A 12402-nucleotide genomic window follows, 5' to 3' on the forward strand; every position below is an offset into this window, starting at 1 on the left:
CGCAACCTCCTTCGCCAGATCCGCGAGGCCATGGCCGGCGCGGCTCCGGCGCAGGATCGGCTCGACATGGTGGTGCGGATCATCGCCCAGTCGATGGTCGCCGAGGTGTGCTCGATCTATCTGCGCCGCGCCTCCGGCGAGCTGGAGCTGTTCGCCACCCAGGGCCTGAACCCGGAAGCCGTCCACACCACCCGCCTGCGCCCGGGCGAGGGCCTCGTCGGCGAGGTCGCCCGAACCGCGGCGCCGATCAGCCTGTCCGACGCGCCGTCCCACCCCAGCTTCGCCTATCGGCCGGAGACGGGCGAAGACCCCTACCACGCCTTCCTCGGCGCGCCCCTTCTCCGCGGCGGCCGCGCCATCGGGGTGCTGGTCGTCCAGAACCGCTCCGAGCGGCGCTACGACGACGAGGAAGTCGAGGACATCCAGACCATCGCCATGGTGCTGGCCGAGACCGTGGCCTCGGGCGAGCTGCTGGCGCAGGACGAGCTGCGCGACATCGAGGTGGCGCCGCACCGGCCCGAGCGGCTCAAGGGCCAGCGCTTCGCCGAAGGGCTGGCCTACGGCCACGTCATCCTGCACGAGGCCCCGGTGCCGCCGGAGAACCTGCTGGCCGAGAACCAGCAGGTCGAGGAAATCCGCCTGCGCGAGGCGCTGATCGTCCTCAAGGCCAACATCGACTCCATCCTCGACGGGGGTCAGGGCAAGCTGTCCGGCCAGCCGTTCGAGGTGCTGGAAACCTACCGCATGTTCGCCGACGACCGCGGCTGGAACCGCTCGCTGGAAGAGGCCGTCCGCACCGGCCTGACCGCCGAGGCCGCCGTCGACCGGGTGCGTCAGGAGCACCGCGCCCGCTTCGCCCAGGCCCGGGACCCCTACATCAAGGAGCGGCTGCACGACTTCGAGGACCTGGCGAACCGGCTGCTGCGGGTTCTGGCCGGCGACCGTTTCGGCGACCGCGACCTGCCGGACGACGCCATCCTCGTGGCCCGCAACCTCGGCCCGGCCGACCTGCTGGAGTATCCGCGCAAGAAGATCCGCGGCCTGCTGCTGGAGGAAGGCTCCGCCGCCAGCCACGCCGCCATCGTGGCGCGAGCGCTCGAGATTCCGTGCGTCGGCCGCCTCATGGGCTTGCGCGACCGCCTGTCCGAAGGCGATCTGGTCATCGTCGACGGCGAGACCGGCGAGACCTATCTGCGCCCCCGCCCGGACATGCTGGCCGCCGTCCAGTCGCGCATGCAGGTGCGCAGCGCCCGGCAGGCCGAGTTCGCCAAGCTGCGCGACGTGCCCGCCGTCACCCTCGACGGAACCCGCATCACGGTCCTGACCAACGCCGGTCTCGCGGTCGATCTCGAGAACCTGGACGCCACCGGGGCCGAAGGCATCGGCCTGTTCCGCACCGAATTCCAGTTCATGGTCTCCGAGGAGCTGCCCCGGCTCAATAGCCAGACGGCGCTGTACAAGCTGGTGCTCGACACCGCGGGGCCGCGGCCGGTCACCTTCCGCACCCTCGACATCGGCGGCGACAAGGTCCTGCCCTATCTGGAGACCGAACGGGAGGAGAACCCCGCGCTGGGCCGCCGCGCTATTCGCCTCGGCCTCGACCGGCCAGGCCTGTTGCGGCTGCAGCTGCGGGCGCTGCTCAGCGCCGCCGCCGGGCGCGAGCTGCGCGTTATGTTCCCCATGATCGCCACGGTGGACGAGTTCCGCGCGGCGCGGGAGCTGGTTGATGTCGAATGCGAGTGGGCCCGCCGCCGCGGCCGCGCGCTGCCTGCCCTGCTGCGGGTCGGGGCGATGATCGAATGCCCGTCGCTGCTGTGGCATCTGGACGCCCTGCTGCCGCTGACGGACTTCGTCTCGATCGGCACCAACGACCTGTTCCAGTACATGTTCGCCGCCGACCGGACCAATCCCCTGGTGTCCGACCGCTACGATCCGCTGTCGCCGCCGGCGCTGCGGGCGCTGGCCGAAATCCAGAGGCGATGCGCCGACACCGGCACGCCCGTGTCCGTATGCGGCGAGATGGCGGGCAAGCCGCTGGAGGCCTTCGCCCTGCTGACCCTCGGCTACACCCGGCTGTCCGCGCCGGCGGGCGGCGTCGGCCCGGTCAAGCGGATGATCCTGTCGGCCGACCTGGGCGCGGCCCGCAAGGGCATGGCCAATCTGCTCGGCTCCTCGGCGGGCTCCATCCGGGGCGAGCTGGAGTCGCTGGCGCGGAAGCTGAACGTCAGCGTCTGACGCCGCGGCGGCCCCGCGTGGCGCTGTCGACAAAAGGACGTCTCGGCCGCGTCGCACATGGGCATCACTGCCCGGATCATGATATCGGACACGCAGTTTCAGTCAGCGCGGCGCAGCGGCTTCAGGCCGCGCCGGGTGCAAGATCAGGCGCAACGGTGCGGGATACGGACGACACGCCCGACAATGTTCGACCGTTCCCCGGCATGGCGGACGACGCGTCGCCGGTGACGGAGGCCGAGACCCTCGGCGACGGCCTGCGCCTCGCTCGCGAGCAATCCGGCCGATCGTTGGCGCAGCTGTCCAGCATGACTCGGGTTCCCGTCCGCTATCTGACCGCCATCGAGCAGAACGACTTCTCGACCCTGCCGAACCGGGTGTTCTCGATCGGCTATGTCCGCTCCTACGCCGAGGCTTTGGGGCTGGACGAGCAGCTGGCGGTCGAGCGCTTCAAGCGCGAGACGCCCGACCCATCGGTGCCGCTTCAGGCGCCGATCGGCGTGGCCTTCGAGGAAGGCCGAAAGGTCTCGCCCCGTTTGATCGCGGCGGGCGTGGCGCTCGTCATCGCGGTGATCGGCTGGAACGTGTTTCAGCGCATCAGCCTGATGCGCGAGCCCCAGCCCTTCGACATCGCCGCCGTTCCGAAAAGCTGGTCCGACGCGCCCACCGTGGGCGAGGAGCCGCTTCGCCTGTCCGCCCCGCAGCCGGCGCCCCCGGACCAGACCACCCCCGCCATCTACGTCACGCCGGGTCTCGAGGCCCAGCTGACCGGCATCGACCCCGCCTCGCCGGAGGGGCTCGCCGCCGCCGCCGCGGCCGCCCCGCCGGTGCAGCGCGCCTTCAACCCGCGCGGAGCCATCTACGGCGCTCCGGCCAGCGCCTCGCAGGTCGTGATTCAGGCTCGCAAGCCCGGCGGCCTCGTCGTCCGCATGGCCGACAACCGGGTGCTGTTCGCGCGCCAGCTGGCCGCCGGCGACGCCTGGCGGGCGCCTGTCGGCGTGGCCGCCGTCATCGACGCCTCCAGCGATTTCGCCGATTTCGACGTCTATCTGAACGGCGAGCACGGCGGCGTCCTGACCGCCGAGCAGACCCCGCTGAGCCAGTTGAACGCCCGGGCCGAGGCGCTGGCCCGCCAGACCGCCGCCGAAGCCGGCGCTCGCGCCCAGGCGGCGCAGGCCGCGGCTCTGCGCGCACAGCAGGCCGAGGCCGCCCGGACCGCGTCCGCCCGCCCCGCTCCGCCGGCCGGGTGACTGCGGCGTCGGCTGTCGTGGCCATGCCGCAATCGAGAGCCTATGTTGCGGCGTCATGAGCGCAGACCATTCGCACATCCGTCCCTGGCGCCACATTGAGCGCCGCAAAAGCCGCCAGATCATGGTCGGCTCCGTGCCAGTGGGCGGGGACGCGCCCATCAGCGTGCAGTCGATGACGAACACGCCCACGTCCGACGCCTCCGCCACCATCAACCAGATCCGCCAGCTGGAAGAGGCCGGCGCCGACATCGTGCGGGTGTCCTGCCCCGACGAGGCTTCCACCGCCGCCTTCCGCCAGATCGCCCGCGAGTCCAAGGTCCCGCTCGTCGCCGACATCCATTTTCACTACAAGCGCGGCATCGAGGCCGCCGAGGCCGGCGCCGCCTGCCTGCGCATCAATCCGGGCAACATCGGCTCCGCCGACCGCGTCCGCGACGTCATCCAGGCCGCCCGCGACAACGGCTGTTCGATGCGGATCGGCGTCAACGCCGGCTCGCTGGAGCGCGACCTGCTGGAGAAGTACGGCGAGCCCTGCCCCGAGGCCATGGTCGAGAGCGCGCTCAACCACGCCCGCATCCTGCAGGACCACGACTTCCACGAGTTCAAGATCTCGGTGAAGGCCTCCGACCCCTTCCTGACCGTCGCCGCCTACCAGCAGCTGGCCGAGGCCATCGACTGCCCGCTGCACCTCGGGGTCACCGAGGCGGGGCCGCTGCGCTCGGGCACCATCAAATCCGCCATCGGCATGGGCTCCATGCTGTGGGCCGGCATCGGCGACACCATACGCGTCTCGCTGGCCGCCGATCCGGTGGAGGAGATCAAGGTCGGCTTCGACATCCTCAAATCGCTGGGTCTGCGCCACCGCGGCGTCAACATCATCGCCTGCCCGTCCTGCGCCCGACAGGGCTTCAACGTCATCGAGACGGTCGGGGTGCTGGAGGAAAAGCTGGCCCACGTCACCACGCCGATGTCGCTCTCGATCATCGGTTGCGTCGTCAACGGCCCCGGCGAGGCGCTCTACACCGACGTCGGCTTCACCGGCGGCGGAGCGGGTTCCGGCATGGTCTATCTGAACGGCAAGATGGCCCACAAACAGCACAACGACGGCATGATCGACGAGATCGTCCGGCTGGTGGAGCAGAAGGCGGCCGAACTGGACACGGCGCGCGCCACGCAACTGGTCGCTCCTGTCCTCGTTCCGGCCGAGTAGCACCCGACCCTTGATGGAACTCCGGATGTCCCTGCGCCTGTCGTTCGCCGCCCTGGCGGCTCTTCTCGCCGCCGCCTGCGGGCAGACTGACCTGGCCCCAGCGCCGTCACAGGCGACAGCGCAGGCATCGGCGACAGCCTCCGCGCCGCGCCCGATCCCGGCGACCCCGACGCAGGTCGAGCTCTCGGCCCCGGACGGGCGCAAGATCGACGTGACCGTCTGGCAGGCGCCGGACGAGCGCGGGGTGATCGTCTTCAGCCACGGCTACAGCGGCGCCCCCGCCGCCTACGAGCGCCTGCTGGCGCGCTGGGTCGAGCACGGCTTCACCGTCGTCGCGCCCCTGCACGTCGATTCCACGCGCCACCCCGACCGCGCCCGCTACGATCCGCCCGGCGCGTTCAGCACCCGCATCGCCGACCTCGCGGTCGCCCGCGGCTTCATCAAGGCGACCCGACCCGGCAAGCCGATCGTGGCCGCCGGCCACTCGTTCGGCTCGCTGATGTCCTACATCCAGGCGGGCGCCCTGACGGTGGCGGGACCGCAGCGCGACCCCGACGTGAGGGCCGTGATCGCCCTGTCCTCGGCGGGCGATCTGCCGGGCGTGGTCCTGCCCGGCGCCTATGCCGCCCTCGACGTGCCCCTGCTCAGCATCACCGGCGATATGGACCTCGTGCCCGGCTTCGTCTCCGACTGGCGCGCCCACCGCACCGCCTTCGACGGCAGTCCGCGCGGCGACAAGACCCTCATCATCTTCGAGGGCGGCGACCACAGGCTGATCGGCAATGCGGACGAGCAGGACTTCGACCTGATCGTCCGCGCCACCCGCGACTTCCTGTCGGCCCACGCCCTTGGAGACGCGGCCGCCCGCGGCCGCCTCAACCGCCTCGACGCGCCGTCGGGCGTTTCAATCGAAAGGCGCTGAGTTGATGAAACTCTACATCACCCCGCCGTCTCCCTACGCCCGCAAATGCCGGATCGTCGTGCGCGAGAAAGGGCTGGCGGACCGGGTCGAGGAGATCGTGGCCGATCCCTACGCCAATGCGCCCGAGCTGCTGGCGTCCAACCCGATCGTGCAGGTGCCGACCCTGATCGCCGACGACGGCCTGCCGGTGAACGACAGCCCGGTGATCTGCGAATACCTGGACGCAATCGGAACCGGCCCCCGCCTCCTTCCCGCCGAGGGACCGGAGCGACTGCGCGTCCGACGGCTGGAGACCCAGGCCAACGCGGCGCTGGAAATGGGCGTGAAGCTGTTGCTGGAGCTGCGCCGTCCGGAAGCCGAGCGCTCGCCCTCGTGGATCGAGCGCTGGACGACGAACATGGGCCGGGCGCTGGACGTTCTTGAGGCGGCGCAGCCAGACCCCGCCCGCCTCGACATGGGCGTGATCACGGCGGGCGTGGCGGTCCGCTGGATCGGTTTTCGGCACCCCGGCTTCGACCTCGCCGCCGGGCGCCCCGGTCTCATGGCTCTGAGCACGGCGCTCGAAGCGCGCCCGAGCTTCGCTGACACGCAGCCGAAGTGAGGCGCCGGGCCGGTTGAGGCCGTCGTCAGTTCAGGCGACCCACCCCGCCAGCTGCGCGCCTTGGAACCCGGCCAGCAACAGCAACAGCCAGCCGACGGCGTAGGTCAGAACCTTGCGCGGCACGCGTTTGGCGATCAGCCCGGCGAAAGGCGCCGCAGCCAGCCCGCCGACCACCAGTCCGCCCACGGCCGCGGCATGGTTTTCGAGCGCGCCGGCCTCGGCCCAGTGGCCCGTCACGAGCGCCCAGACGAAGGTCGCGCTGATCGCCACGGTCAGGAAGAACTCCGCGGTGTTGACCGTCCCGATCGCCCGACGCGGCTCCTGTCCGGCGCCGACAAGGGTCGAGGAAACGGTGGGACCCCAGCCGCCGCCGCCCACGGCGTCGAGGAAGCCGCCGACCAGCCCCAAGGGACCCGTCATCCATGAGCGGATCCGGCGCGGCTCGATGTCGTGACCGGCCCGCCACAGGATGTAGACGCCCATGGCCGCCAGATAGGCGATCACGAACGGCTTGATCACGTCGCCCTCGACGCCCGACAGCACATAGGCCCCGAGACAGCCGCCGATCACGCCCGCGACCGCCAGCGGGACCAGCAGCCGCCACTCGACGTTCTTGTGCAGGACGTGGCTGCCCGCCGAGGCGGCGGTGGTGAACACCTCGGCCCCGTGCACGCTGGCCGAGGCCATGGCCGGCGGAACGCCGAACGCCAGGAGCACGGAGGACGAGATCACGCCGTAGGCCATGCCCAGGGCGCCGTCGACCGACTGCGCCAGCACGCCGACGACCAGGAACAGCAGAAAGGTTTCCATTCAGCCCCGCACCGAACGCCGACGAAGGCGTAGCACGAATGCAATGTGGGGCGACGGCCAAGGTTGCGCCGCCCCCGCTGACGACCTTGTCATCGACAGCGCCGTAGCCGGTGGGCTAAGCCTCGCCGCCCTTCTTCTCCGACAGGTTCCCCTTTGCGACTGCCCCAGGCCCGGCTCGATCAGGTGCTCGACCGCTTCCATCAGGTGGAGGCGCGGATGGGGGCTGCGTCCGACGGGGCCGAGATCGTGCGCCTGTCGAAGGAGCATTCCGAGATGAAGCCCGTGGCCGACGCCGTCATGGCGCTGGCCCGGATGCGCGCCGAGATGGCGGACCTCGAGACCATGGCCTCCGATCCAGAGATGGCCGAGATGGCCGCTGACGAGCTGCAGGCCCTGAAGGAGCGGCTGCCCGACATGGAGCGTGATGTCGCCCTCCTGCTGGCCCCGCGCGACGCTGACGAGAACGCCTCGGCGGTGCTGGAAGTCCGCGCCGGCACCGGCGGCGACGAGGCGGCCCTGTTCGCCGGCGACCTGTTCCGCATGTACTCCCGCTACGCCTCCACCCGCGGCTGGCGGGTCGAGGTCGATAGCGCCACCGAGGGCGACGCCGGCGGCTACAAGGAGATCATCGCCACCGTCACCGGCGACGGCGTGTTTGGCCGGCTGAAGTTCGAGAGCGGCGTGCACCGGGTCCAGCGGGTTCCGACCACCGAGGCCGGCGGCCGCATCCACACCTCCGCCGCCACGGTCGCCGTCCTGCCTGAGGTCGAGGACGTCGAGATCGACATCCAGGACAAAGACATCCGCATCGACACCTTCCGCGCCTCGGGCTCGGGCGGCCAGCACGTCAACAAGACCGACTCGGCTGTCCGCATCACCCACTTTCCGTCCGGGATCGTGGTGACGTCCTCGGAGAAGTCGCAGCACGTCAACCGCGACAAGGCGATGAAGAACCTGCGCGTCCGCCTCTACGACATGCAGCGGCAGATGAAGGACAATGCCCGCTCCGACGCCCGCAAGTCGCAGGTCGGCTCGGGCGACCGGTCGGAGCGTATCCGCACCTACAACTTCCCGCAGGGGCGCGTGACCGACCACCGAATCGGCCTGACCCTGCACAGCCTGCCGCAGATCCTCGAAGGCGACATCGATCCCCTCCTCAACGCCCTGATCGCCGAGGACCAGGCCGCCCGCCTCGCGGATCTCGAGGCCGAGTTCGGCTGATCAGTCGCGCGGCGGCCGGATTTTCCGCTTCAACAGCCGGTCCGACAGCGCCTCGGCGTGCTTCAGCGTGAAGGCCAGCGCCGCCGGCGAGCCGCGCTTGGCCCCGACCGTGTCCGCCACCACCGCGCCCCGCTCGCCGATCGCCAACGGATGGCCCGTGGTCGTGTCGACCGCCGTCTGGTGCTCGATCTCGGCGTTCAACTCGGCCCCCATTAGGATGATCTGCACGCTCAGCCAGGTCCACAGCAGGAAGCCCATCATCGCCGCCAGCGGGCCGTAGGAGGCCGTCCGCACGAAGGTCTGCAGATACCAGCTGAAGATCAGCGACAGGGTCAGGCTAAGCAGGGAAGCGAAGATCGCGCCCGGCGTCAGCCAGCGCCAGCGCGCCCGCTGGCGGCATGGCCCCATCCGGTAGATCAGGGTCAGGGCGGCGCCGTAGACCAGCAGCAGCACCGGCCAGCGGAACGGCGCCAGATAGCTCCACTCCGCGGCCCAGCCGAACACCCCCAGCACCAGCGGCACGCCGACGATGACCGCCGCCGTAATGAGAATGGAGGCCAGGCCGCCGACCGTGAACGCCATGCAGATCAGGTTGTAGCGGACGATGTTGCGCCGCTCGACCTCGTGATAGGCGACGTTCAAGCCGTAGAAGAGCACCTTGATCGCGCCGTTCGCGGTCCACAAGGAAAGGGCCAGCGTCCAGACCAGAGTGAAGGTCAGCTGGGTGTTGGAGTTGGCCGCCAGCCGGTTCATTTCGTCTGCCAGGAACTTCGCGACGCCCGACGGCATCACCGAATAGACGAACGACACCCGCGCGGCCGCATCGGCAGGATCCGCGAACAGGCCGTAAATGGTCACGAAGGCCGCCAGCGTCGGAAACAGCGACAGCATGACGAAGAAGGTCACGCCGCCCGACAGGAAGCCGATCCGGTCGCCGAAATAGGACATCCCCAGCCGCCAGAAGATGTCGACCCAACCCTTGTGCGGAATATGCTCCGGCCGCTGGGCCAGACGCCCGCGCCCGGGTTCCTTCGTATCGAAATCCTCCGGCGTCAGCGCGCCGGACGCCGCCGGTTCGGCCGGTTGGGGCGACAGGTCCAGCCCCGCCTTGCCGCCGCGCGTGTGGAGCAGATGCGCCGCCCCGGCGCCGGCGGCCAGCCCGCCCAGCACCGCACCGACCATGCCCATGGGGCCGAGGCCGCCCTGCTTGCCTGACTGTTTCCGCATCGTCGCCAGAACGGCTCCCCCTGACGCCCGTTCCGGCGTCGTCCTGCTTGATATCCGCGCTTTCGGGCGCCAAGGCCAGCGCATGACCGACGCATCTTCGACCCCGACCCTGCTGACCGCCTGGAAGGCCGCCACCGCCGCGCTGAAGGCCGGCCGGATCGACAGCCCCTCCATCGACGCCCGCCTGTTGCTCGAAGCCGCCACCGGCGCCAGCCGCACCGACATTCTGGCCGATCCCTACCGTGCGCTGACGGACGATCAGCAGGCCCTGCTCGACAGCCACGTCGGCCGCCGGCTGCGGCGCGAGCCGGTCTCGCGCATTCTCGGCAAGAAGGGCTTCTGGAAGATCATGCTGAACGTCACCCCCGACGTGCTCAGCCCCCGCCCGGACACCGAGGCCATCCTCGACGTGGTCATGCTGGCCTTCCCGCCGCACCGGGCCTTTGAGATGATCGACCTCGGCACCGGCTCGGGCGCCATCCTGCTGGCGACCCTGGCCGAGCGGGCCGGGGCCCGGGGCGTCGGCACCGACATATCCTTCGAGGCGCTCGCCGTGGCGAAGGAGAACGCCACCAACCTGGAGCTCGACAACCGCGCGACCTTCCTGCGCACCGAATGGGCGGCGGGCTTCGGCGATCAAAGCTTCGACCTGGTGGTGTCGAATCCGCCCTACATCCCTTCGGACGACATCCCCGGCCTCGACCCCGAGGTGCGCGATCACGACCCCCTGCTGGCCCTCGACGGCGGCCCGGACGGCCTGCAGGCCTACCGCGACCTCGCCCCCGAGATTCGCCGCATCCTGCGGCCCGGCGGCGTCTTCGCCGTCGAGATCGGCTGGGATCAGGGTCCGCAGGTCAAGGCCCTGTTCGAGGCGGCGGGTTTCGAGGAGGTCATCGTGGTCAAGGACCTCTCCGACCGCGACCGCGTCGTCACCAACGGCCCGGACCCCCGCACGAACCCGATCCCGAAGATGTAGCGGTGAAAACTAACCCCTTGGAAACCGCTGTCGCCCGCGCTAAGTCTCTTCTGTCTCCCACCCAAAACGCACGCCTTGGTCCGCATCGGGCCATACCCGCGCGCCCAGGGCAGTGACGGTCGGGCCGGTCGCCCGGCGGACCACGGGAGACACGGATTTCCGACATATCGTCAGCGGGGATTGGCCCCGAGCGAAGCGGAACGACCCAACGGACAGACCCGCGGCGCCGCCCCGGACCGTCCCTCATGCAAAGCACGGTAGCGTCCGATGAGAGATTTCAAGGGCATGAAGCGTCAGCGCGGACGCAACAGGAAGCCCGGCGGCGGCGGCGGCGGCGCCAACCACGCCAACGCCACCAATCCGAACCGGTCGTGGGACTCTCAGGGTCCCGAGAACATCAAGGTCCGCGGCAACGCCCAGACCGTCTATGAGCGCTACATGCAGCTGGCGCGTGACGCCTCGGCCGCCGGCGACCGCGTCCTGGCCGAGAACTACACCCAGCACGCCGAACACTATTTCCGCGTCCTGCGCGCCCTGCAGCCCTCGCGCCCCGTGTCCGAGATCGCCCAGCGCGAACTGGCCGGTCAGGGCTTCGACATCGACTTCGAGGATGAGACCGGGGCCCAGGCCGCCGCCATCATGGCCGCTGAAAAGGTCGAGGCGGACCGCATCGCCCAGATCGAGGCCCGCCAGCGCGAGAACGACGAGCGCCAGAACGATCGCCAGAACGATCGCAATAACGACCGTCCCAACGACCGCCAGTCCGAGCAGCCCCGCCGCGAATGGCGCGACCGCGACGACCAGCCGCGTCAGGACCGCGAACCGCGCGAGCCCCGCGCCGAGGGCGAGGCCGGTCTCAACCCCGACGGCAGCCGCCGCGAGACCCGCCGCGAACGCTGGGAGCGCCGCCAGCAGGAACGCAACGCCCGCTTCGAACGCGAAGGCGGCGAGCCTCGCAACGACGCGGACGGCGACGACGCCCGCTCCGAAGCCTCAGCGCCCCAGACCGACGCGACCCGGTCCGAGGCCTCCCAATCCGAAGCCGCGCCCGAAGCGCCTGCCGAAGGCCGCGACGGTCCCCGCCGTGAGCGCGCTCAGCGCCGCCCGCGCCGCGACGCAAACGACGCCGCCGAGAGCGACGACGCCCCCTCCGTCCTGCCCGGCTTCCTGACCCGCGCCCCGGCCCCGGCCCCGGCCACGGCCGAACCCGCCGCCGCCGAAGACACGTCCGCCCCCAAGCGCCGCGCCCCGCGCCGCAAGCCTGAGACCTCGTCCACGGAAGACTGAGCCGCCGCGCCTGGCGGCGGAGCTTCGCTCCAGCGGCTAGCTGGTTCATTACAAAGAACACGAAGAACCACGAAGGACACGACGGGACCTGCGCCCAGCCTCGCGCGCAGCGCCTTCGAATCCGCCGAGGGGTGAACGCCTGCGGCGCTTTCAGGCTCTTTCCCTTCGTGTCCTTCGTGTCCCCTTCTTTGTGGCCTTTGTGATGAACCTGCACTCTCGGACCAGGCCGCTGCGATCCGCCCCAGTGCACCCTGCCTCACGTGTGTCCGGCGCTGAACTCATCCCCCGCCGGTACGTTCTGACGGCATTCCGCCGCAGGACCGATCTCCGCATGCGCAGCCTCGCCGCCGCCCTTCCGCTCGTCGCCCTTCTCGCCGCCTGCGGAGACGGCGCCCGCTCCCCGGCGGAACCGGCCCAGACGGAGGACAGCCGCGCGGCGGCGTCCACGCCGACCGTCCCGGCCCCGGCGACCGCCGCACCGGACGCGCCCGATGGCGAACAGGGCGGAGCCGCCGGCTGGCGCGACGTCGCGTCGGCGGAGGACGCCGGCCGGCTGGGCCGGCTCGAACAGGCGTGGCGGCTCGCCCGGGCCGAGGCCGAGGACAAGGGCTTCGCCGCCGAGGTCGAGGCGCTGGGGCCGCTGGTCGATCCCAACGCGGGTCAGAC

General features: G+C 70.7%; 10 protein-coding genes and 1 pseudogene. 9 read left to right on the forward strand and 2 right to left on the reverse strand.

The window, feature by feature from the left end; genetic code table 11:
• From ptsP to VGB60_RS04720, 5 genes are all read left to right on the forward strand, one after another.
• Positions 1-2235 (forward strand): phosphoenolpyruvate--protein phosphotransferase (ptsP, locus tag VGB60_RS04700; protein WP_331037117.1); only part of this gene is annotated, 2235 nt, incomplete at its 5' end.
• 155 nt (positions 2236-2390) lie between these two features.
• Complete coding sequence (locus VGB60_RS04705; RefSeq protein WP_331037118.1) at positions 2391-3482, forward strand: helix-turn-helix domain-containing protein; 1092 nt, start codon at positions 2391-2393, stop codon at positions 3480-3482.
• Positions 3483-3537: 55 nt separating this feature from the next.
• Positions 3538-4692, forward strand: a complete 1155-nt coding sequence (ispG, locus tag VGB60_RS04710) for a flavodoxin-dependent (E)-4-hydroxy-3-methylbut-2-enyl-diphosphate synthase (RefSeq protein ID WP_331037119.1) — start codon at positions 3538-3540, stop codon at positions 4690-4692.
• A 25-nt stretch (positions 4693-4717) separates the two neighbouring features.
• A complete protein-coding gene (locus VGB60_RS04715) occupies positions 4718-5614 on the forward strand; it encodes an alpha/beta hydrolase (protein WP_331037120.1) in 897 nt (298 codons plus the stop codon).
• A 4-nt stretch (positions 5615-5618) separates the two neighbouring features.
• Positions 5619-6215 (forward strand): glutathione S-transferase family protein, encoded by a 597-nt coding sequence (locus VGB60_RS04720; RefSeq protein ID WP_331037121.1) that lies wholly within the window; start codon positions 5619-5621, stop codon positions 6213-6215.
• Between the two features lie 30 nt (positions 6216-6245).
• On the opposite strand, the gene VGB60_RS04725 is transcribed toward VGB60_RS04720, so the two are convergent.
• Positions 6246-7025, reverse strand: coding sequence for a sulfite exporter TauE/SafE family protein (locus tag VGB60_RS04725; RefSeq protein WP_331037122.1), 780 nt, complete (start codon positions 7023-7025; stop codon positions 6246-6248).
• Positions 7026-7178: 153 nt separating this feature from the next.
• Here VGB60_RS04725 and prfA point away from each other — a divergent pair, with 153 nt between their 5' ends.
• A complete protein-coding gene (gene prfA, locus VGB60_RS04730; protein WP_331037123.1) occupies positions 7179-8246 on the forward strand; it encodes a peptide chain release factor 1 in 1068 nt (355 codons plus the stop codon).
• Here the strand turns inward: prfA and VGB60_RS04735 are convergent, their stop codons facing one another.
• Positions 8247-9473, reverse strand: coding sequence for a YihY/virulence factor BrkB family protein (locus tag VGB60_RS04735; protein WP_331037124.1), 1227 nt, complete (start codon positions 9471-9473; stop codon positions 8247-8249).
• Between the two features lie 82 nt (positions 9474-9555).
• On the opposite strand from VGB60_RS04735, the gene prmC reads away from it, so the two are divergent.
• The 3 genes and pseudogenes from prmC to VGB60_RS04750 form a co-directional block, all read left to right on the forward strand.
• On the forward strand, positions 9556-10449 hold the full coding sequence (gene prmC / locus VGB60_RS04740; RefSeq protein ID WP_331037125.1) for a peptide chain release factor N(5)-glutamine methyltransferase: 894 nt from the start codon (positions 9556-9558) through the stop codon (positions 10447-10449).
• 267 nt (positions 10450-10716) lie between these two features.
• Positions 10717-11736 carry a DUF4167 domain-containing protein gene (locus VGB60_RS04745; RefSeq protein ID WP_331037126.1) on the forward strand — a complete coding sequence of 340 codons (1020 nt, stop codon included), beginning with the start codon at positions 10717-10719 and terminating at the stop codon, positions 11734-11736.
• Positions 11737-12067: 331 nt separating this feature from the next.
• A pseudogene (locus tag VGB60_RS04750) lies at positions 12068-12402 on the forward strand (DUF4893 domain-containing protein); the annotation flags it as partial.

It is taken from the genome of Brevundimonas sp. (genome assembly GCF_036399195.1).
Classification (GTDB): domain Bacteria; phylum Pseudomonadota; class Alphaproteobacteria; order Caulobacterales; family Caulobacteraceae; genus Brevundimonas.

Bases quoted from the DNA above. Each gene is read 5' to 3' on its own strand.
- VGB60_RS04735 (WP_331037124.1), bottom strand. From the start codon at position 9,473: ATGCGGAAACAGTCAGGCAAGCAGGGCGGCCTCGGCCCCATGGGCATG.
- VGB60_RS04725 (WP_331037122.1), bottom strand. From the start codon at position 7,025: ATGGAAACCTTTCTGCTGTTCCTGGTCGTCGGCGTGCTGGCGCAGTCG.
- VGB60_RS04745 (WP_331037126.1), top strand. From the start codon at position 10,717: ATGAGAGATTTCAAGGGCATGAAGCGTCAGCGCGGACGCAACAGGAAG.
- ispG (WP_331037119.1), top strand. From the start codon at position 3,538: ATGAGCGCAGACCATTCGCACATCCGTCCCTGGCGCCACATTGAGCGC.
- VGB60_RS04715 (WP_331037120.1), top strand. From the start codon at position 4,718: ATGTCCCTGCGCCTGTCGTTCGCCGCCCTGGCGGCTCTTCTCGCCGCC.
- VGB60_RS04720 (WP_331037121.1), top strand. From the start codon at position 5,619: ATGAAACTCTACATCACCCCGCCGTCTCCCTACGCCCGCAAATGCCGG.
- prmC (WP_331037125.1), top strand. From the start codon at position 9,556: ATGACCGACGCATCTTCGACCCCGACCCTGCTGACCGCCTGGAAGGCC.